Source organism: Niabella drilacis, assembly GCF_900101395.1.
Taxonomy (GTDB): Bacteria; Bacteroidota; Bacteroidia; order Chitinophagales; family Chitinophagaceae; genus Niabella; species Niabella drilacis.
The window spans coordinates 156,098-177,515 of sequence record NZ_FMZO01000006.1 but is presented as its reverse complement, the minus strand read 5'-3'; the positions used below and the strand labels follow the sequence as shown (position 1 = coordinate 177,515).

Here is a 21,418-nt window from a genome sequence, read left to right as displayed (position 1 = left end):
CTCATTTCTGAAGGCTGCAGGCTGCAGAACCTGCGGTTTATTTTGGGGGTACTGCTATAGGACGGGCTCCCTACCCGTCTGCCCGCCTTGCGCCGCCCTTGTTTTCCCTGTTGCTGCAAAGAATTTCCGCCTCCGTAGGATCGATTTTATAGATTGAATATGAATTGTTTATGAATTATTCGAAACCAGCAGTATAAAATGTCTTATTCAATTGCCCGCGCTCCTGCCTTAATTCCTTACTTATTTTGCAAAAACTGTAGGTTTTTCTACAGAATATCTCGCATCGCTGCGGGGTAGCAATGTCGATCCGTGCCATAATGGGAGGTTAGAAAATATGGGGTTCCTGGCCCCGGATCTTGTAACCAACGGCGTATGCAGCATTTTTTAAGTACAGCAAAAGGGACTTCGGGGACTGAAGGTTGCAGGAAGCGTAGTATTTTTATGCTGTCAAAACTGTTACAGAAAATGCATAATATTAATATTCCCTCAGGCTGGCCTGTATTTGACGGACAAATAGCTACTTATTGGTTTGAGGAGGGGATATTGGTGTCTTTTTCAAAAGCGGTGAAACGTACCGTGGAGAATATATCGGATAATGTAAATTTTGTAAAGGGGCTAACAGGCGGAGCAAGAGTGCCCGTGTTGATTTATATTACAAAATCACCCATACCGGATAAGGCAACCAGGAGGCTTTCTGCAGAAATGTTGCCGGTAAATTATAAGGCAATGGCCATCATTTCGGAACCGGGACTTGCTCAGCTGATCTTGAAGCTCGTATTCCGGTTAAAGCCATCGCCCATACCAGTTAAAAGCTTTGTCAACGACCGGGAAGCAAAGCAATGGCTGAAGCAGTTTTTATAGCATTCATCCGGACTGCAGGTGCTGAAAATTATGGAACTATGCAGGTCTTATATCTTCCACCCTCAGTTGCAGGCTTTTCTTGCCCTGCCACTCGTTTTCATCCACTTTAAAAACCATATCAAAGGGGCGGCGACTTTCAATAATGGAAAACCTCGCTGCCATATTAAAGCCAATGCCGGTAAATTGTACGCCATTTTGCTGCACTACAAAACGCAAATGCTGTTCCTTAACGATCCGGCTGAAGCCGGTGTCGGTTACATTGCGTGCTATAAAGACCGGGGTCATATTCCCGGGGCCAAAGGGTTCCATTTGCCGGATAATTTTAAAAAGGGCAGGGGTAATGTCTGCAAAGGAAATTTCCGCATCAATCAGGATCTCGGGTATCAACAGCTCCTCCGGGATACGGGCTGCTACTACTTCTTCAAATTTTTCCCGGAACAGTTCGATATTTTCTTTGTTCAGCGTAAGGCCCGCAGCGGCAAAATGTCCTCCATAACCGACCAGGAATTCCCTGCATGCGTGAATGGCTTCATACAGATTGAACCCGGGGATACTCCGGGCACTGCCGGTAGCAAAGTCGCCGTTCTCTGTTAAAACCACGGTAGGGCGGTAGTGATGCTCGATGAGCCTGGAGGCCACAATGCCTACTACTCCCTTATGCCAGTGCGGCCGGTAAACAACGGTTGATTTGCGGGTGCTCCAGGCCGTATTTTCCAGGATGATCTGCAACGCTTCCTCTGTTATGCTGGCGTCGGCCTCCTTGCGATCACTGTTATCATTATGCAGCAGCTCTGCATAGGTAAGCGCCTCTTCATAAGACGGGGCGACAAAGAGCTGAACCGCTTTCCGGGCATCATCCATCCTTCCTGCCGCGTTTACCCGGGGGGCGATCATGAAAACCAGGTTGTGTATATGCATGGGAAGCTGGGTGCCGCTCAGGAAGGCCAGGGCCCGGATACCGGGGTTGGGGGCCTGGTTTACCCGCTGCAACCCGTAAAAGGCCAGGATCCTGTTTTCGCCTGTAATGGGTACAATGTCCGCCGCTATAGCGGTGGCAACCAGGTCCAGGTACTGGTGGGGGAAGGTTTCCGGCAAACCCAATTTTTCGCAGAGCGCCGTTATAAGTTTATAACCCACACCGCAACCGCAAAGTTCTTTGTAGGGATAGGCACAATCCCGCTGTTTGGGATTGAGCACCGCCACAGCGTCCGGGATTACTTCGTCCGGCAGGTGGTGATCACAGATCACAAAATCAATCTGGAGGGTATTGGCATAATGGACCAGGTCGATTGATTTTATGCCGCAATCCAGGGCAATGATCAGTGAGAACCCGTTTTCTTTTGCAAAGTCGATGCCCGCCTTGCTGACACCATAGCCTTCCCGGTACCGGTGCGGGATATAAAAGTCTGCTTTTTCATGCTGTGTTTTTAAAAAACGGTACATCATGGCTACTGAGGTAGTGCCGTCTACATCATAGTCGCCAAAAACCAGTATTTTTTCATGGTCCCGGAACGCCCTTAATATGCGGTCTGCCGCTTTTTCCATATCCTTCATAAGCCAGGGATTGTGGAGCTGGCTAACCTGCGGACGGAAGAACTCTTTTGCTGTTTCAAAGGTCCGGATGCCGCGCTGCACCAGGATCTTGCAAAGGACCTGATTGATCTTCAGATCGCTCTGCAATGAGGAGACCTCATCCTTGTCGGGTTGCAGTATGTTCCAACGCTTATTCATAACAGTAAGGGGGGCGCCATCAGTTCCGGCGGGTATTTTTAGTATTTTCTTTCGGTTACATAGTTAACAAGGTCTATCAGGCCCTGGCGGTATTCATTGGCAGGGCAGGTTGCCAGGATCTCCAAGGCCTCGTCCTTGTAGGCGTACATTTTTTCCTGGGCGTAGCGGATCCCGCCGGTTTCCTTTACAACATTCAGCACCCACTGTACCTTCTGCCTGTCGTTATTATTATTTTTTACAATATTAATGATTTTTTGCCGGGTATCCCTGTCTGTATTATTAAGTGTATAGATCAGGGGCAGCGTCATTTTTTTTTCTTTAATATCGTTGCCCGTCGGCTTTCCCACGTCCTCGCTGGCGTAGTCAAAGAGGTCGTCCTTGATCTGGAAGGCGATCCCTGTTTTTTCGCCAAAAAGCCGGGCCTTTTCCGTAGCTTCTTCATTTTCAGTTACCGACCAGGCGCCTGCACTGCAGGCTGAGGCCAGGAGAGAGGCTGTTTTGTTCCTGATAATTTCGTAGTAAATGCTTTCTTTCAGATTCAGCGAGCGAGCCTTTTCCAGCTGCAGCAGCTCTCCTTCGGCCATTTTTTGAATGGCGTCCGACATAATCCGGAGCATCCGGTAATCCCCGTGCTCCAGCGAAAGGAGCAGGCCGGTGGCAAAAAGATAATCCCCTACGAGTACAGATGCCTTGTTCTTCCAAAGGGCATAAGTAGAAAAGAAACCTCTCCGTTCAAAGGAGTCGTCCACAACATCATCATGCACCAGGGATCCGGTATGGAGGATCTCCACCAGGGAGGCGGCACGGTAGGTAGCCTCGGTGGTGGGGCCAAACACCCTGGCGGAGAGGAAAACAAACATGGGCCGTAATTGTTTACCCTTCCGTTTAACAATATACCGCATAATGCGGTCTAAAAGCGGGGTATTGCTTTTGACCGCTTCGTTAAACCGCTGTTCAAAGTTCTCTAATTCGACTTTTATAAGGGAGGTGGGAAGCTTCATTGTCAATGCATAAATTATGGGCAAAATAAGGCTAAATCCGTCAAATTAGCATGATTTAAAGCACTCATTTTTAATTGAAAATAAACAAGAAAGAGGTAAAAATTTATTATTTTTTTTGGTTAAAAATTTGTTTATTTAAGAAATGGCTCTAAATTTGCTATTCATTTTAGGAAATCGTTTTTAAATCTTAATCCTTAGTTATGACAAGCAAAAAGTACACATTATTGGCAGGTTTAGGCTGCCTGATTGCGTCTACAGGGTTTGCCCAGGTAAGCCCTTCGCATCCGTACACAGCGCCTCATCCGCTGTACGGTACTTATTCTGTTACTGACTCTAATTATTATTCTGGCAAAAGACTGCAACAGCATAATGATTTTATGGTTGGTACAAGCGATTATCCCGCTAAACCGAAAGACATGTGGGAACTCGGTATTAAAGCTGGATCGTTCACTGTAAATGGTGATGTAAACGCCCGTATGGGCAATTCTTTTGGATTTGGTGGTCATATCCGCAAATCTTTAGGTCATGTAATGTCGTTAAGACTGGAGTATGTTTATGGTGTAGCTCAAGGGCTGAACTGGAGACCTTCAACTGGTTATTCAAAAGCTCCGGCTGATAATCCCTGGATTGCTGCCGGTTATGCAGGTGCCCCTGTTAACTATAACTACAAAACAACCGCTCAGGATCTGTCTTTACAGGCATTATTTAACTTAGGAAACATCCGTTTCTATAAAGCACAGACCGGTGCTACTATCTATGCCCTGGCGGGTATTGGTGTAAACACTTTCCGTACATCTGTGAATGCCATGAATGGTTCCAGCAAATACAGCTTCCCTGCACCCGGAACTCAGGACAACGTAGATCGTAAAGATGCTATCAAAGCCGCTAAAGATCTGCTGGATGATTCTTATGAGTCTCCTGCTGAAAGAGACCCAAGCGTAAAATGGAGCAAAATGTTTGCCGGTTATATCACTCCTTCTGCTACAGCAGGTGCTGGTATTGCTTTCAGACTGTCTCCCCGTGTAAACCTGGCAGTTGAAGATCGTATCATCTACAACATGAATGCTTCTGATCTGTTAGACGGTCAGCGTTGGGCTGAACAGCCTTCTCTGAGCCCTGATAAAGATTTCTTTAACTACCTGACTGTTGGTCTGAACTTTAACCTGGGTAACAAATCCAGAAGAGTTGAGCCCCTGTACTGGCTGAACCCGCTGAACTACGCTTACGGCGAACTGCGTCGCGTACCAGAGATCGTTCTTCCTGATTCTGATGGTGATGGTGTTACTGATCAATTTGACCAGGAGCAAACTCCTGCTGGTTGCCCGGTTGATACTCATGGTGTAAGCCGCGATACGGATGGTGATGGCGTTCCTGATTGTAAAGATAAAGAACTGATCACTCCGACTTATTGCCAGCCGGTTGACGCTGATGGCGTTGGTAAATGCCCTTGTCCGGAAGGTTGTGTAACAGAAAAGAAAGATGATTGTGCAGCTTTACTGGGTGCTTTACCAAGCGTAACTTTCAAAGCAAACTCTAACACACTTTCTTCTGATGCTGCAGCTTCTTTAGCTACTGTAGCTTCTAAACTGAGAGCAAATCCGAATTGTAAAGTGGTTGTAGTAGGCTATTGCGCAGCTACAAAACGTCAGCAGCAATTAAGCTGGGATCACGTAAATAAAGTGATCACTCACTTACAGGAAAAAGAAGGTATCAGCGGAGACCGTTTCATCTTCTCTTCTGGTCAGGAAGGTGGCGATTGCAACACCGTAGACATCCGTGCTGCTGCACCGGGTGAAGACGGACCGAACACAGTTGCTCCCCCGCATCCGAATCTTCGCAAAAAATAGTAACTTTTTGCTATAACAAATATAAACCCCTCCCGCTTGGGAGGGGTTTTTGTATTAAGGGTACGCCGGGGCGCTGAGATAGTTTGATCTCCTTTCCGGTTTTTGAGGAAGCGCTCTTTTGTATCTGACGCTATTTTTGGCTACAGAGGCCCTGTGTTTTTTATTTCCGTCTATGGTATCTATTACCATTGAAGCCGGAAACACCAGGTTTTTGAACTTCGCTCCGGCAAAAGCCCCACAGCCCGGCCCCTCATCTGTTTTGATCCGGGGTCCCCGGGCCTTTTGCATTCCGGGCGTTGGGAACAGTGGCTAACATAGGAGAGAAAAAAACGGGAAAACCGAAGTGGGTATGTTGTGGTTTCAGAATAAGCGCTGAATGCTGCGTTTCAGCGCCTCTGTGGCATAAAAAAAGCTGCCTCAATTGAATGAGACAGCTTTCTGAATGTTTGTTGTTATCCCGCCTTTACTCGAAAGACATCAGGACCGATTGCTCTTTTGCTTCCAGGATAGAATGTCCCATCAGGAACTCGTCTACCTTCCGGGCACATTCGCGTCCTTCGCTGATGGCCCATACCACCAGGCTCTGGCCTCTGCGCATATCGCCTGCAGCAAATACTTTTGGAATGTTGGTTTTGTATGCCTGCTCAGAAGCTTTTATATTGCCTCTATTGTCCAGTTCCACATCCAGTTCTTCCAGTAAACCCTGGTGCTGCGGATGTACAAATCCCATCGCCAGCAATGCCAGCTCGCAGGGCATCTCCCGCTCAGAACCGGGAACTTCCGTAAACTGGGCAGGCTTCCCCGGCTCGGGGGTCTTCCATTCCAGGTCTACCACTACAAGCGATTTCAGGTTGCCGTTTTCATCGCCCCTGAATTCCCTGGTGGCAATAGACCAGTGCCGGTTGGCGCCTTCTTCGTGGCTGGTGGTCGTTTTCAGCAACATGGGATAGGAGGGCCAGGGCATGGCTTCCGTGCGCTCTTTCGGCGGCATGGGCAGTAACTCAAACTGTGTTACAGAGGCTGCCTGATGCCGGTTGCTGGTACCTACACAGTCGCTTCCTGTGTCTCCGCCACCAATCACCACTACATTTTTTCCGGTGGCCAGCACTTCTTCTGTTAAGATATTACTTTCGATATCCTTATGCGCCAGGAAGTCTTTTCCGTCTACCCGTTTGTTATTCTGTTTCAGGAAGTCCATCGCAAAATGAACGCCTTTGAATTCCCTTCCCGGTATCGGCAGGTTGCGGGGAACGGTGCTGCCTCCGCATAATACTACGGCGTCGTAGTTCCGCAGCAGGTCGTGGATGCTGATGTTCTTGCCTACATTGGCATGACAACGGAATTCCACGCCTTCTTCCTGCATTACTTCGATGCGGCGGTCTACTACCCATTTTTCCAGTTTAAAGTCAGGGATACCATAACGGAGCAGGCCACCGGGCTTTTCATCCCGTTCAAAAACGGTTACGTTATGACCGGCATAGTTGAGCTGCGCGGCGGCCGCCAGTCCTGATGGACCACTGCCCACAACAGCTACTTTTTTTCCGGTGCGGATATTGGGCGCTTTCCTGGAAACAAAGCCCCGTTCAAAAGCGATCTCAATGATATGCTTTTCGATCTCTTCAATCGCCACGGGGGGCTGGTTAATACCCAGCACACAGGCAGATTCGCAGGGGGCCGGGCAGATCCTCCCCGTAAATTCGGGGAAGTTATTGGTGGAAGTCAGGATGTCGTATGCTTCCTTGTACTCTTTGCGGTAAATAGCGTCATTAAATTCGGGGATCACATTACCCAGCGGGCAACCGCTGTGACAAAACGGAACGCCGCAGTCCATGCACCTTGCGGCCTGGTTATTCAATTGGTCTTCCGGAAATAGTTCCACGAACTCTTTATAGTGCTGAACGCGCTCTTCTACTGTTTTCTTTTGGGGAGTTGCTCTCGCAAACTCTAAAAATCCTGTTGGTTTACCCATTTGTTAATTTCTAATTTCTGATTGCTAATTGCTGATTTATGCCAATTGTTTTTGTTCTTCTTTTGCCAGTAATACTTTCTTGTATTCGGAGGGAAATACTTTTACAAAGTTCTTCAGCTGGTTTTCAAAATCATCAAGGATGAAGCGGGCCACCGGGCTGCTGGTATACTGGTAGTGTTTGGTGATATACTGGTTCAGGAATTGCGCATCTGCATCATTCACCGGGTCCAGTTCCACCATTTCCTTATTGCAATTGTCGGCGAATTTCTGACTGGCATCATATACATAAGCGATACCACCACTCATTCCGGCGGCAAAGTTCCGGCCGGTATTTCCCAGGATGATGGCTTTACCCCCGGTCATGTATTCACAGCCGTGATCACCAACACCTTCTACCACAACAGTTGCCCCCGAGTTCCGCACGGCAAAACGCTCGCCTGCCTTACCGCGGATAAAACCTTCACCACTGGTAGCACCATAAAAGGCCACGTTACCAATAATGCTGTTCTCTTCCGCTACAAAACCGGCTTTGGCATCAGGGTAGGTGATGAGTTTGGCACCGCTCAGGCCTTTACCAAAGTAGTCATTGGCGTCGCCCTCCAGTTCCAGGGTAATCCCTTTGTTGCTGAATGCACCAAAGCTTTGCCCGGCAGTTCCTTTTAATTTCAGGTGCACGGTATCTTCCGGCAGCCCTTCGGAGCGGTATTTTTTAGTGATCTCGTGTGAAAGGATGGTTCCGGCCGCACGGTCGGTATTCACAATATCAAAGGCTGCTTTTACCGCGGTTCCGTTTTCAATGGCTGGTTTTGCCGCTGCTACAAATTTCCAGTCCAGTACGGATTGGATGCCGTGATCCTGCTCCTCGGAGTTGTAAAGCCCGATACCGGCTTCTTCCTGCTCGCGGTAAAGGATGGGCGACAGATCCAGGTTTTTGTATTTCCAGTGGGTGATACCCTCCCTTACTTTCAGGTCGTTCGACTGGCCGATCATTTCCTCTACGGTCCGGTACCCCAGTTCTGCCATTACCTCCCGCATATCTTCTGTAAGGAATTTGAAGAAATTCACGACGTGATCGGGATTACCGGTAAAGCGCTTCCTGAGTTCAGGATCCTGCGTGGCCACACCAACGGGGCAGGTATTCAGATGACATTTCCGCATCATGATACACCCTTCCACGATCAGCGCAGCAGTGGCTACACCCCATTCTTCGGCGCCCAGCATGGCCGCAATAACAATGTCGCGGCCGGTCCGCATCTGGCCGTCGGTCTGCAATACCACGCGGCTTCTTAATTTGTTTTTAACCAGTGTTTGCTGCGCTTCCGCCACACCCAGTTCCCAGGGCAGCCCTGCATGACGGATGGAGCTGATGGGGGAGGCGCCGGTTCCGCCATCATGACCCGCAATGAGCACCACATCGGCCTTGGCCTTGGTAACCCCTGCTGCAATGGTTCCTACACCGGCCTTGCTCACCAGTTTTACGTTGATGCGCGCATGGCGGTTGGCATTTTTCAGGTCAAAGATCAGCTGTGCCAGGTCTTCGATCGAATAGATATCATGGTGCGGGGGCGGGGAGATCAGACCCACACCCGGTGTGGCATGGCGGGTCTTACCGATCCAGTCATCCACTTTGTCACCGGGCAGCTGCCCGCCTTCGCCGGGCTTGGCGCCCTGCGCCATTTTGATCTGTAATTCGTCGGCCTCTGTGAGGTAAAGACTGGTTACGCCAAAGCGGGCACTGGCCACCTGTTTGATGGCGCTGCGCATGCTGTCGCCGTTTTCCAGGCGGGTATAGCGTGCTTCATCTTCACCACCCTCACCGGTATTGCTTTTGCCGCCCAGGCGGTTCATGGCAACGGCCAGCGTGGTATGTGCTTCCCAGCTGATAGAGCCAAAACTCATGGCACCGGTGGCAAAGCGTTTGTAAATATTTTCGGCCGGCTCCACCTCGTCAATGGAAATGGGCTTCCGGGTCCGTTTAAAATCCAGTAAACCTCTTAAGGTGATCGCCTTTGTGGTCTGATCGTTTACGAGCTTTGTATATTTTTTAAAGATGTTGTAGTCATTCATTTTTGTTGAATACTGCAACAGGTGGATGGTTTGCGGGTTGAAGAGGTGCGCTTCTCCTTTGCGTTTCCATTGATAGAAGCCTCCGGTTGGCAACTGATCCACCGGGCTGGGTTTCTGGCTGAAACCAAAATGATGTTTGGTCAGCGCTTCCCTTGCTATTTCGTCCAGTCCCATTCCCTCGATGCGGGAGGTGGTTCCGGTAAAGTATTTCCGTACCACGGCCTGGTTTAAACCGATGATCTCAAAGATCTGCGCGCCCTGGTAAGATTGCAGGGTAGAGATCCCCATTTTAGAGAACACTTTCAGCAACCCGTCACTTATGGCTTTTATATAGTTTTTATAAAGCTCTTCTGTAGAAAGTGCTGTTTTGATCTTCCCGGTCTCTTTCAGATTGTGGATGGTAGAAAAAGCCAGGTAGGGGTTAATAGCGGTAGCACCAAATCCCAGCAGGCAGGCGAAATGATGCACTTCCCAAACATCGCCGGCTTCTACAACAATGCCCACTTTTCCGCGCAATCCTTTCCGGATCAGGTGATGATGCACCGCGGATATGGCCAGCAGGGAAGGGATGGGGGCATGCTGGCTGTCGATGGCACGATCCTGGAGTACCAGTACCTCAAAACCATCGTTCACCGCATCTTCTGCATACGCGCAGATACGGTCCAGTCCTTTTCCCAGGGAACCGGGCTTTCCGTCGGCCCGGAAATAGCACTGAAGCGTTTTGGCCTGGAAAGTGCCGGTATCAATGCTGCGCAGGGTTTCCAGCTCAAAATTGGTAAGTACGGGCTGCTTTAAGGCTACTACATGACAGTCCATTTCGTCTTCGATCAAAAGGCTTCCATTATCTCCCACAAAAGTGGCCAGGGACATGACCATCCGTTCCCGGATGGGATCGATAGGCGGATTGGTTACCTGTGCAAATAATTGCTTAAAGTAAGAGCTTAAATGCTGCGGCTGATCGCTCAATACCGCCAGCGGTGTGTCTACACCCATGGCGCCGATCGGCTCTTTACCGGTAATGGCCATGGGGGTAATGATATTTTCAACGTCTTCCGAAGTATAACCAAAAGATTTCTGGTAACGGAAGATCTGGTCTTCGCTCAGGTTGGTGAACATCACCCTTGGTTCGGGCAGTTCATTCAGGCGGATCTTATGTTTGTTCAGCCAGTCACCGTAAGGCTTTTGTGAGCAGATCTCTTTTTTCAGTTCCTCATCGCTGATGATGCGGCCCTGTTCCATATCCACCACAAACATTTTGCCCGGCTGCAGGCGGCCTTTTTCAATCACCAGGCTCTGGTCTACGGGTAATGCCCCCGTTTCAGAAGCCATGATCACGCGTCCGTCGCTGGTAACACAGTAGCGGGAAGGACGCAGCCCGTTCCGGTCCAGCGTAGCGCCGATGATCTTTCCATCCGTAAAAGAAATGGAAGCGGGTCCGTCCCAGGGCTCCATCAGGCAGGCGTGGAATTCATAAAAGGCCTTCTTGATAGGGTCCATATCTTCATTGCCGTCCCAGGCTTCCGGGATCAGCATCATCATTACATGGGGCAGCGAGCGGCCGGTCAGCGCCAGCAGCTCGATCATATTGTCCAGGCAGGCGGAGTCACTCTGGTCGTTGCTTACAATGGGCACGAGCATGTCCATCTCTTCCCGGGTAAACAGGGGCGATTCAAAACTGTTTTCGCTGGAGCGCAGCCAGTTAAGATTTCCCTGCAGGGTATTGATCTCCCCGTTGTGCGCAATAAAGCGAAAGGGCTGGGCCAGGCGCCAGGAAGGGAAGGTATTGGTAGCAAAACGGGAGTGTACCAGTCCAAAAGCACTTACCGTCCGCTTGTCGGTAAGGTCATTATAATAAGTACGTACCTGGAAGCTGGTGAACTGGCCTTTATATATAACGGTTCTGCATGACAGCGAACTGATATAAAAGCCGATCGGGTCTTTTTTAACAGCGTTGGTGGTAAGGTGCGTAGCATACTTGCGCAATACAAAAAGTTTGCGTTCAAACTCTTCGGCCGTTTTGATGTTGTCGGGTCTTTTAAGAAAAACCTGCTCAATATCCGGCTCTACTGAAAGGGCCGAAGACCCGATACCTTCCGGGTTTACCGGCACATTGCGCCAGCGGATCACCTTCATCTGCATTTTTTCTGCGGCGCGGGTAAAAGTGTCGCGGCATTCCTCCCGGGCCTTTACTTCCTTCGGGAAGAAGATCATGCCCACCGCATATTCTTCAACCGCCGGGAGGGAAATACCCATCTGCAGACATTCGTCATAAAAAAGCTCATGCGGAATCTGAATCATAATGCCGGCACCGTCACCCGTGTTGGGCTCAAAGCCACAGGCACCCCTGTGATCCATGTTTTCCAAAACCGTAAGGGCATCTGAAATGGTCTGGTGGTTTTTATTGCCTTTGATATTGGCAACAAAACCGATCCCACACGCATCACGTTCAAACGAAGGGTCGTATAATCCTTTTTTTTCTGTCATTTTTTTAAATAACGATTTTTAATAAATAAGTTTGGCTTTTCAATACAGAGTGGGCAATCGAGTTGTGTAAATTAATAAAAAATCTGCTTATTTAGACAATAGCCACACGAATCGATAAAAAAATTGAAAAAATCTAACAATATGCTTGTTTTTGTTGATATTTTTCATGTAAAGGTAATCTTCTTTAAAAGTGATCCGGCCCCTTTTCTGCCCTTCCCGGCATCATCCGATTTCACAAAACGGGGTCCTGGAAAAGCGGTTTTCTAAAATTAATTAGCTACTTTTATTTCCACACTTTATTCAGCCCGGATATAAACTTTGACCTATGCGTTTTTTTGATTTTTTTAATGGCACAGATAAAAAAGATCCTGCAAAAAAAGAACCTCATAAACAGGAGCCTGCGGGCCTGGACAAGGAGCTGGAAATGCTGGCGGCAGCCTTTCTTCAGAAATATGCACCCCGCTATCCCGGACTGGATTATTCAGTTAGCAGCCTTGAAGTGCTGGAAACCCTGCTCCGGGATGCCAGTGGCTTTTACGGTGAGATGACACCCGTACAACAGCAGAAAATAGTAGCCGGTACAGGCGCCTATCTTTTTGAGGTGGCCCGCAGAAATGTGGGCGGTTCTTATTACTGGTACCAGAAGCTGAACCAACCTATTCTTGTTACCGGTCAGCCTGATTTTGAAACCGGTATCCTCGCCTACAACCAGGTAAACAATCGTTTGAAGAATGGCCCGGAGGACAGCATCCCCGCTTATTTTGAAGGATATACCGATTGTGTGCGGCTGCGCCGCTCGGCCATCATTCTTTAACCCGGGGGGGATCTTTACGGATATAAAAAAAATGACCTGGTTTTAGGTAAATGTGTAATTTTGTTCAATTGTAGTACAAAATACATTTATTCTATGGTAGAAGGCATTAAGCCGATCGGGGCCAAATCGATGGCGGAGCAGGTAGAATTGAGCCTGCGTGATTATTTTGCAAAGAAATCCTTTAAACCCGGGGATGCGATTCCTACCGAACTGGAGCTGGCTGCAGCATTGGGCGTGAGCCGTAATGTGGTGCGGGAAGCATTGAGCCGTTTTAAGATGCTGGGAATTATCGAGTCAAAGAAAAAAGTGGGAATGATCATTTCGAACCCGGACATCGTAGGCACTTTTGAAAAAGTGCTGAACCCCACTATTATGGACACCGCTACCTTGCAGGATCTTTTTGAACTGCGGCTGGCATTGGAAGTGGGTATTGCCGACCTGCTGTTTATCCGTAAAACAGAAGCCGATATTGATGAGCTGGAGGCCATTGCTGCCAATGAAACCCGGGGCGATTTTTTCCGCATCAGCAACGAGATCGCGTTTCATGGAAAATTATATGAAATGACGGGGAATGAAACCCTGAAGAATTTTCAGAAATTGCTGCTCCCGATCTTCGGATACGTGGTAAAGCTGGAAAAGGAAAAGCAGGTATCCGGAAAAGTTTCACATAAAGACCTGGTAAAACTGTTGCGTAAGGGCGATAAAGAGGCCTTTAAGAAAGGAATGCTGGCACACCTGCAGCCCCATTACGACCGGCTCAAAGCGCATCGCTAACCGCATTACTGCGCCGGAAACACGACTCCCCTGTTCCTTTTAGGATTTAAATTTTTGCTGATCCGGGATTATGTTGTATATTTGTTATGTAGAACATAACTACTAAAACGATTGACACATGAAAACAACAATGTTCACTAAACGGCGGATCTTGCCCGTTGCGCCGCCTTTTTTTTGGGGAGGCTGCATAAAGACAGCGAAGGAACTGGCAGCGGCTGCGCCGTACCGGTCGTTGCCGGTTGTACTTTTTGACGGAGGACATGAAGGAGGGGGGCATAGCTCCCGAACAGTTTCAGTTGTCAAGGCCGGAAGGGGCGATTATTCATCCATGACCAGGACCGCTGATGATGGCGTGGCGGCATGGACGGAGTTCAATGAAAATCTGCATGTAAGTACCAGCAATAAATCGATAGCGCTGCATAAGTTCAGCCTTTCCCGGATTTTGGAAAATAATCCCGAATAAAAAAGTTTAAGATCATACAAACTATCGCTATGAAGTCGATTGCATTATTCTGTTTTTTTAGTTTTTGTTTCTGGGGATCAGCCGTGCTGAATGCCCAAACATCCCGGGTGGTGACCGGTACCGTGGTGAACGCAGACCTGCAACCCGTACCCGGTGCCAGCGTATTGGTAAAAGGAACCACCCTGGGCACCACAACGGACACCACCGGAGTATTTAGTATTCAAATGCCGCAACACTCCGCCGTATTGGTGGTAAGTGCCATCGGTTATAAAGAGCGGGAAATAATACCGGGCAGGGAATTGCATATTACGGTAACGCTTGAGTCGCGGTCGGATCCGTTGAATGAAGTAGTGGTCATTGCTTATGGCCGGCAGGCCCGTACTACGTTGACCACTTCGGTATCAAAGGTAGGCAGTCAGGAATTCAGGAATGCACCGGGTGTAAATCCACTGGCACAGCTGCAGGGAAAGGTTGCGGGTGTGTCTATCCAGTTGTCTGACGGCCAGCCCGGCGCCAACCCGCAGATATTTATCAGGGGAGGAAGCTCCACTTCCCCGGAAAGTGATGCACCCTTACTCATTGTGGATGGTATTGTCGGGCAAATGCGTAACATCAGCGATCTGAACCCGGATGACATCGAATCGATGGAACTGCTGAAGGATGCCGCGTCTACCGCCCTCTACGGAGCACGTGCCGCAAATGGTGTTGTGATGGTTACAACAAAAAGGGGGACTGCCGGCAAACCGAAGATCAATTTAAAATTTTCCACCGGGCAGGACCGGCAGGGCAAGAAATATAATTTCTTAAACGCCCGGGATTATATCTATGTAACCCGCAAAAATATAGCGGCCTATAACACTTCCAATCCGCAATTGTATTTAAGTGGGGGCACTTATGGAATGTCAACCGGTAATCCGCGTAACTCAAAGAACACGCTTGAGTTTCTTGATGTTTATATCAGGGATTATGGCGAAGACTATGTAGCCGGCCTGATCAACAGGGAGGGCTGGGAAACCATGGAGGATCCTGCTACGGGAAAAAAGCTGATCTTTAAGAATACGAATTTTGAGGATGTAACCTATCAGAACGCCAACCGGATTGATGTGGATGCCAATGTAAGCGGCGGCTCCGATAAGTATACCTATTACCTGGGCCTGGGGCATAATAACCAGGACGGTATCGTATATGGCACTTACTACAAGGGCTATAACGGCTTGTTTAACGGAACCATGAAGCTGAGCAATAAATGGAGCATGAATACCAGTTTTAGCTTCCAGTTGCGGAATGCCAATGCACCGAATAATTATACCAATGTGGTGAACCGGTCCATTAAAACGCCGCCTACCTACCGCCTGCGTTTCGAAGATGGAACTCCTGCTCCGGGCGAAGGGATCTCCTCCTTTTTACCACGGCTTTACGAAGTGTATTATAAAGAAAAATATACGGATGTAAAAGTATATCGGTATACATCCAAAGTAGGTGCCAACTGGGATATTTTGCCGGGACTGAAATTTACACCTACCTTCTATTATTTTACAACAGAGGGCGTGGAAAACCGGTATGAAGCATTCAGCAGCGTGTATAAAAACAGGAATGCTTCGGCCAATCATAATCTGGACCGGCAAACACAAATTGATGGGCTATTATCTTACGACAAAAAAATCAGCGGGGGACATCATCTTAATACGGTCTTGGGTACCAGTTATATTAACAGCTACGCTTTTCGCTTAAGCGCCAGCGGCCGGGGCGCTCCTACGGATTATGTGGCCACCCTGAATGCTACCGTACCGGAAACGCAACGGACCTCGTCTTCCAAATCTTCTGAGGTCATGATGAGCTATTTTGGCCGGGCAGACTATGATTATAAATCGCGGTATATGTTATCGGCCAGCTTAAGAATGGACGGTTCCTCGCGTTTTGCAGAGAAAAGAAGACAGGCTTTTTTTCCGGGACTTTCCGCAGGATGGAATATACATAAGGAGGCATTTTGGGAGCCTGTGCTGAAAACGGTCAGCTCGCTGAAACTGCGTTCCAGCTTTGGTATGGTGGGTAATAACAATATTGGCGCCTATGATGCTTATGGGCAGTATGCAACGGGCTATAATTATGATGGCCAGGCGGGCATCGTTAATACGGTTCTTAAAAATGAGATACTGGTTTGGGAAAAAACGGCGTCATTTGATGCTGGAGCCGATATTGGTTTTCTTAACAACCGGGTAACGCTGATCCTGGATTACTATAATAAATTAACGTCTAACCGGCTTTTTGATAAACCGCTGGATGCTACTACCGGCTTCTCTTCTATTAAAAGCAATTACGGTTCCATCCGCAACAGGGGATTTGAAATTGAGCTGGAAGCACTTCCTGTTCAAACCAAAGACTTCTCCTGGAAAGTGAATGCTACCTTCTCCTATAATAAAGGAATAGTCGTAAAACAGCCCGCAAATGGAGAAGACAAAAACAGGATTGGCGGAAACTATGTGTACGATGTGGCTTCAGGCACTTACAGGAAAGTAGGCGGCTTTGCAGAAGGCGAGCGTTTTGGTCAACGCTGGGCCTATCACCTGCTGGGCGCCTATGCCAGCGATGAGGATGCGGCCAATGCTCCCCGCGATCTGAATGCCAGCGGCAGGGTGAAACTGGGTGGGGATGCTATCTGGGACGACCTGGACGGGAACGGTATTATCGACAACAATGATATGATCTTTATGGGGTATATACGCCCGGATAAAATGGGTGGCTTCGTAAATACGGTCACTTACAAAAGCCTTTCACTGCGCCTTGTAGGAGACTGGGCTACCGGTCATGTGATCGACAATAAATTTAAGGCCGATGTGATGGGAAGTGCGCGCAACAATAATTCCGCGCTGCCGGATGTAATGGGCCCCGATATCTGGAAGCAGCCGGGTGATAAAGCCACCATCCCCAAATATACCGTGCAGAGTGATTATGATTATAATTTCAGAAACCATCTCCGCTGGGATAATGGCATCGGTGGTGCCGATGGATCTAATAATTCGCTGTATTATTCCAAAGGTGATTTCCTGGCGTTCCGCGAAGTAACCCTCAGCTATCGCTTTCCGCCACGCATATTGGCCAGGGCCTTTTTGCAGAACCTGGAGCTGTTTGGCTCGGTATTTAACCTGGGCTACCTCACCCACTATAACGGGCTGATGCCCGAAGTGTATACCGGTGCGGATCCCGGTTTATACCCCCGGCCCCGGCAAGTGATTTTTGGAATTAACGCTACTTTTTAAACCCGCAGATCCCCATCAAAATAAAAACAATATTCGGATGAAAAATTATTATATACCTGTAGCGCTACTCGCCAGCCTGCTCTTTTTGCCGGCCTGTGAGAAGCTGATCGATATAAAGCCCGAGTCGGCCATCACCGCTGAAAACTACTGGAATGCCGAAGGCGATGTGATCGGCTACCTTACCGGAATCTATTCGAAGTACCGCGATGTAATGAATAATACCTATTACCTGGAGGACAGGGGTGATGCCTTTAGCCCGGGGCTGGAATCCGGGATGTCATCGGCATGGCAGCAAAACCTGACACCTCAAAATGCACCCAACTGGCTGGATTTTTATAACGTAGTGCATCATTGCAATCTGGTATTGAAATATGCGCCCGGTATCACCTTTACACAGGAGGCGGATAAAAACCGGATACTGGCCCAGACCAGGTTCATAAGAGCGCATATTTATTTTACACTGCTGCGTTCTTGGGGCGATGTGCCGGTGGTAACAGTACCCACAGAAAGTGCGGAGATGCTCCTGCCTGCAAGAGCAAAGGCTTCGGACGTTGCCGCTTTTATACTGAAAGATATTGATGAGGCCATCAATACATTCCCGGAAGATAATATCCGGAACAAGGATCTGGCATCAAAACAGGCGGCGTACGCTTTAAAGGCAGATGTGCTGTTGTGGAAGGCAAAAGTACTGGGTGGAGATGCGGCAGATCTTACCGGGGTTATTGATGCTGCGGATAAAGCTTCAGCTGGCTTAAACCTTGAAGAGGATTTTTCAAAGATATTCAGTACGGACAACCGTAAGGGGAAAGAAGTATTGTTTGCCCTGCATTTTGCCAAAGATGAAAAATCGGATCAGTACAGCAAACAGCTGAAGCCGCGTGATCTTTTTGTGCAGGCCGCACTGAATAAGAATGATATCCCTTATGCCGTAAGCGGCGCCCGTAGCCAGTATGCACCTTCTGATAAATTACAGCAAGCGTTTAAGGTGAATGCAAATGACAAACGGACCAATGCTTCATTGATCACCGCCGTTGGGGCCAATAATGCTGTGATCGGCGTTTTTGATAATAAAATGCGGGGAACGCTTTACCCGGATAACCGGTATTACGACAATGATATTATCGTGTACCGCCTGGGAGAACTGATCCTTTTTAAAGCGGAAGCGCTAGCGGCATTGGGACGTACGGAAGATGCGATCACCGAACTGGATAAAATAAGGGTACGCGCCGGTACGGGCAACTATAAGGGCGCAACAGATAAACTGTCAGTAGAACGCGAGATATTGAATGAGCGTTTCAGAGAGCTGTATCTGGAGCTCAAACGCTGGCCTGATCTGCTGCGCTTTCATTTTGAAGGGGTCATTGATGTACGTGCGGAAGTGGCCAATATGAACGCGACCATCCCGCTTTTCTTCCCCATTCCCAAAGCACAAATAGATATTAACTCAAATCTGACTCAAACAGAAGGATATTAAATTTAATAAACGATGCTTACAAAAACGCTTTTTTCAATATGGTTTTGTGGTCTGGTATTAATGGCCATCGGGTGCAAGAAACAAGGACTGGTTGGGTTTGAACCGATGAACCCGGATGCGCCCGGACTTGCAGACTCCAATAAGTATATTAAACTTTTTGAGCGCGGGTATAAAGGATATGCATTGTTTCGTATTCCGGCCATAGTACGCGCGAAATCCGGAACGCTGCTGGCATTTGCAGAAGGGCGCATGTGCGGAACCTGCGGCGATGCCGGCGACATCAATATGGTGCTGAAGCGGAGCACGGATGGCGGTAAAACCTGGGGCGATCTGATGGTGATATGGGATGACGGTGGAAATACCTGCGGTAATCCCGTGCCCATCGTGGATGAGGAAACCGGCACCATTCACTTATTAATGAGCTGGAACAATACCCGGGCATTTGTAACCCGGTCAACCGACGAAGGGATTACCTGGTCAACACCGGAGGAGATCACGGCCAATGTAAAAGATATCGGCTGGACCTGGTATGCAACCGGACCGGTTCATGGCATACAGTTAACGGAAGGGGCTTATAAAGGCCGGCTGATTGCACCTACGTACACCTCCGTTAGTGGTTCAGGAAATAAAAGTTATTCATTCTCGGTTTATTCAGATGATCACGGTGCCACATGGAAGAAAGGTGCGCTTACAAAGCAGGGCGATGTAGGAGAGTGTACCGTTGCGGAAACGAACAGCGGCCTGTTGCTGAATATGCGTTCTTCGGTCAGCAATGCCCGGGTACTGGCCAATAGCGCAGATGGCGGTTTAAGCTGGAGCGATAACCGGTTGCAGCAGGACCTGGTGGATCCCAAATGCCAGGCGGGCATGATCAGTTTTAAACAGAACGGAAGCTGGGTATTATTACAATCCAATGCAGCCGCGCAAACGCGTACCAATATGACCGTGAAAATGTCCGGGGATGACGGGAAAACCTGGAATAAAGCATATACAGTGTTTTACGGCGCTTCCGCTTATTCTGATATGGCTTTGCTGGACGACCGGCATATAGGGCTGATCTTCGAGAACGGGGATAAAAATCCTTATGACCGGATCTATTTTAAACGTATCCCATTGTCTAACCTTCAATAACTGCGGTATGAAAATTATGAATTATTTATCGGGTATCATTTTAGTTACGGCACTGTTATTGGCGGGATGTAAAAAAGATACTGCCAATTCTGCAATCATCGTCGATTTTTCCGCCAGCAAGACAGCGCTTATGGCCGGCGATAGCGTTACTTTTAAAGAGATGGCGCAAGGAACTGTTGCGAACTGGCATTGGGAATTTGAAGGTGGGACGCCTGCTGCTTCCAACCTGTCAGGCCCAACGGTGACCTACAAAACGCCGGGAACTTATTCTGTAACGTTGCAATTAAAGAACGCTGCCGGCGAAGCGGTGCTTACAAAGGAAAAAATGATCGTAGTGGGGTATAGCGCTATTAAAGCTGCTTTTACCCAGTCAAAGACGGTAGCCCTGCAAAACGAAACCCTGCAATTTACGGATAAGAGCACCGGGTTGCCTACTTCCTGGAAATGGGAATTTACATCCCTGGCAACGGGCGCGGTCATCAGTTCGGATAAGCAGCATCCGGAGATCAGCCTGACCGACACCGGCTTCTACAATATTCGCCTTATTGCATCCAATCCGGAGTACCGGGATACACTACAGAAAGAAAAAGCATTGCATATTATTGACCCGCATACACTGGCGGCTTCTTTTGGGGCAGATGTGCAGGCGATCTATGAGGGGCAGCAGGTTCAGTTTACGGATCAATCGCTGGGTATTGCCACCGAATGGGCCTGGGAAATAAAAGGAGCAGGCACCAACCTCCGGTCTGCCGAACAGAACCCTTCCTTTCAATTTGATAAAGCGGGCATCTATGCGGTAACCCTGAGTATCAAAAATACTGTAGCTTCCAATTCAAAAACGGTGGAGCGGTTTATTAATGTGATCCCTGCAAACGGACTGGTTGGTTATTTCCCCTTCAATGGTTCAATAGATGATGAAGGGCCGTTAAAGCTTCCTGTTACCCGGAGGGGCCAGGTTGGCGCGGTTCAGGCCGGCAGGAACGGACTTACAACGGGCATCGGCCATTTTGATGGAAGCGGTGGGATCATCGTAGGTGATGATCCGGCCTTTAATATGGGCGCCGGCGACTTTACCATCTCTGTTTGGGTACAATCGACCAGTACGGTGCGGATGATGGTATGGCAGGAAAGCGGTAAGAACGGATCAAAAGACAACCAGGCCTGGTTACGTCTCAACAGCTCTGCCACGCAGTATACCGCCTTTAATACGGAAGATGCTGCCGGCGGCTCGTTCCTGGCGCTGGCAGATCCCGGAAATATTGCAGATGGAAAATGGTATCATGTGGTGGCCGTTCGGTCGGGATTGGTAACAAAGCTTTATATTAACGGTCAGAAAATGACGGAACGCAGTTCCACTACCGGTATCAAGGAGGTATCCAACAGTGCCGCCTTTAAGATCGGTATGCAGGAAGGTGCCAGCAGTTTTAGTAATTACTTTATTGGTAACCTGGATGAGCTCATTGTTTATAAAAGAGCGCTTACCGATGCTGAAATTACAGAACTGGGAACGTATTAAATCAATAAGGATCATTAAAAGCATTATAA

The 21,418-nt window shown here is 48.6% G+C and carries 13 protein-coding genes; 9 read left to right on the top strand and 4 right to left on the bottom strand.

Features of this window, described 5'->3' with window-relative positions:
• Positions 1 to 465: 465 nt before the first annotated feature.
• A complete protein-coding gene (locus BLS44_RS12730) occupies positions 466 to 861 on the top strand; it encodes a DUF7793 family protein (protein ID WP_090390616.1) in 396 nt (131 codons plus the stop codon).
• Between the two features lie 36 nt (positions 862 to 897).
• Here BLS44_RS12730 and recJ read toward each other — a convergent pair whose 3' ends face one another.
• Together recJ and BLS44_RS12720 are read right to left on the bottom strand one after the other, a co-directional pair.
• The gene (gene recJ / locus BLS44_RS12725; RefSeq protein WP_090390460.1) at positions 898 to 2,592 is read right to left on the bottom strand and encodes a single-stranded-DNA-specific exonuclease RecJ; all 1,695 of its coding nucleotides are present in this window, start codon (positions 2,590 to 2,592) and stop codon (positions 898 to 900) included.
• A 38-nt stretch (positions 2,593 to 2,630) separates the two neighbouring features.
• Positions 2,631 to 3,593, bottom strand: a complete 963-nt coding sequence (locus BLS44_RS12720; protein ID WP_090390459.1) for a polyprenyl synthetase family protein — start codon at positions 3,591 to 3,593, stop codon at positions 2,631 to 2,633.
• A gap of 200 nt (positions 3,594 to 3,793) precedes the next feature.
• On the opposite strand from BLS44_RS12720, the gene BLS44_RS12715 reads away from it, so the two are divergent.
• Positions 3,794 to 5,440 (top strand): OmpA family protein, encoded by a 1,647-nt coding sequence (locus tag BLS44_RS12715; protein WP_090390458.1) that lies wholly within the window; start codon positions 3,794 to 3,796, stop codon positions 5,438 to 5,440.
• Between the two features lie 463 nt (positions 5,441 to 5,903).
• Here the strand turns inward: BLS44_RS12715 and BLS44_RS12705 are convergent, their stop codons facing one another.
• Together BLS44_RS12705 and gltB are read right to left on the bottom strand one after the other, a co-directional pair.
• The gene (locus BLS44_RS12705; protein ID WP_090390456.1) at positions 5,904 to 7,409 is read right to left on the bottom strand and encodes a glutamate synthase subunit beta; all 1,506 of its coding nucleotides are present in this window, start codon (positions 7,407 to 7,409) and stop codon (positions 5,904 to 5,906) included.
• 36 nt (positions 7,410 to 7,445) lie between these two features.
• On the bottom strand, positions 7,446 to 11,960 hold the full coding sequence (gltB, locus tag BLS44_RS12700; protein WP_090390455.1) for a glutamate synthase large subunit: 4,515 nt from the start codon (positions 11,958 to 11,960) through the stop codon (positions 7,446 to 7,448).
• A gap of 325 nt (positions 11,961 to 12,285) precedes the next feature.
• Here gltB and BLS44_RS12695 point away from each other — a divergent pair, with 325 nt between their 5' ends.
• The 7 genes from BLS44_RS12695 (at position 12,286) to BLS44_RS12665 (ending at position 21,389) form a co-directional block, all read left to right on the top strand.
• Entirely contained in the window at positions 12,286 to 12,774 is a 489-nt protein-coding gene (locus BLS44_RS12695) for a hypothetical protein (RefSeq protein WP_090390454.1), read from the top strand.
• A gap of 93 nt (positions 12,775 to 12,867) precedes the next feature.
• On the top strand, positions 12,868 to 13,548 hold the full coding sequence (locus BLS44_RS12690) for a FadR/GntR family transcriptional regulator (protein ID WP_090390453.1): 681 nt from the start codon (positions 12,868 to 12,870) through the stop codon (positions 13,546 to 13,548).
• A 118-nt stretch (positions 13,549 to 13,666) separates the two neighbouring features.
• Positions 13,667 to 14,011 carry a hypothetical protein gene (locus BLS44_RS12685; protein WP_090390452.1) on the top strand — a complete coding sequence of 115 codons (345 nt, stop codon included), beginning with the start codon at positions 13,667 to 13,669 and terminating at the stop codon, positions 14,009 to 14,011.
• A gap of 29 nt (positions 14,012 to 14,040) precedes the next feature.
• Positions 14,041 to 17,268: a SusC/RagA family TonB-linked outer membrane protein gene (locus tag BLS44_RS12680; protein WP_090390451.1), complete on the top strand. Its 3,228-nt coding sequence runs from the start codon at positions 14,041 to 14,043 to the stop codon at positions 17,266 to 17,268.
• Between the two features lie 37 nt (positions 17,269 to 17,305).
• A complete protein-coding gene (locus BLS44_RS12675) occupies positions 17,306 to 18,742 on the top strand; it encodes a RagB/SusD family nutrient uptake outer membrane protein (protein WP_090390615.1) in 1,437 nt (478 codons plus the stop codon).
• A 12-nt stretch (positions 18,743 to 18,754) separates the two neighbouring features.
• Positions 18,755 to 19,873 (top strand): sialidase family protein, encoded by a 1,119-nt coding sequence (locus BLS44_RS12670; protein WP_090390450.1) that lies wholly within the window; start codon positions 18,755 to 18,757, stop codon positions 19,871 to 19,873.
• 7 nt (positions 19,874 to 19,880) lie between these two features.
• The gene (locus tag BLS44_RS12665) at positions 19,881 to 21,389 is read left to right on the top strand and encodes a PKD domain-containing protein (protein WP_176954405.1); all 1,509 of its coding nucleotides are present in this window, start codon (positions 19,881 to 19,883) and stop codon (positions 21,387 to 21,389) included.
• Positions 21,390 to 21,418: the final 29 nt, after the last annotated feature.

Excerpts from the sequence above, each read along its gene's own strand:
- BLS44_RS12730 (WP_090390616.1), top strand. The coding sequence starts at position 466 with ATGCATAATATTAATATTCCCTCAGGCTGGCCTGTATTTGACGGACAA.
- recJ (WP_090390460.1), bottom strand. The coding sequence starts at position 2,592 with ATGAATAAGCGTTGGAACATACTGCAACCCGACAAGGATGAGGTCTCC.
- BLS44_RS12720 (WP_090390459.1), bottom strand. The coding sequence starts at position 3,593 with ATGAAGCTTCCCACCTCCCTTATAAAAGTCGAATTAGAGAACTTTGAA.
- BLS44_RS12715 (WP_090390458.1), top strand. The coding sequence starts at position 3,794 with ATGACAAGCAAAAAGTACACATTATTGGCAGGTTTAGGCTGCCTGATT.
- BLS44_RS12705 (WP_090390456.1), bottom strand. The coding sequence starts at position 7,409 with ATGGGTAAACCAACAGGATTTTTAGAGTTTGCGAGAGCAACTCCCCAA.
- gltB (WP_090390455.1), bottom strand. The coding sequence starts at position 11,960 with ATGACAGAAAAAAAAGGATTATACGACCCTTCGTTTGAACGTGATGCG.
- BLS44_RS12695 (WP_090390454.1), top strand. The coding sequence starts at position 12,286 with ATGCGTTTTTTTGATTTTTTTAATGGCACAGATAAAAAAGATCCTGCA.
- BLS44_RS12690 (WP_090390453.1), top strand. The coding sequence starts at position 12,868 with ATGGTAGAAGGCATTAAGCCGATCGGGGCCAAATCGATGGCGGAGCAG.
- BLS44_RS12685 (WP_090390452.1), top strand. The coding sequence starts at position 13,667 with ATGAAAACAACAATGTTCACTAAACGGCGGATCTTGCCCGTTGCGCCG.
- BLS44_RS12680 (WP_090390451.1), top strand. The coding sequence starts at position 14,041 with ATGAAGTCGATTGCATTATTCTGTTTTTTTAGTTTTTGTTTCTGGGGA.
- BLS44_RS12675 (WP_090390615.1), top strand. The coding sequence starts at position 17,306 with ATGAAAAATTATTATATACCTGTAGCGCTACTCGCCAGCCTGCTCTTT.
- BLS44_RS12670 (WP_090390450.1), top strand. The coding sequence starts at position 18,755 with ATGCTTACAAAAACGCTTTTTTCAATATGGTTTTGTGGTCTGGTATTA.
- BLS44_RS12665 (WP_176954405.1), top strand. The coding sequence starts at position 19,881 with ATGAAAATTATGAATTATTTATCGGGTATCATTTTAGTTACGGCACTG.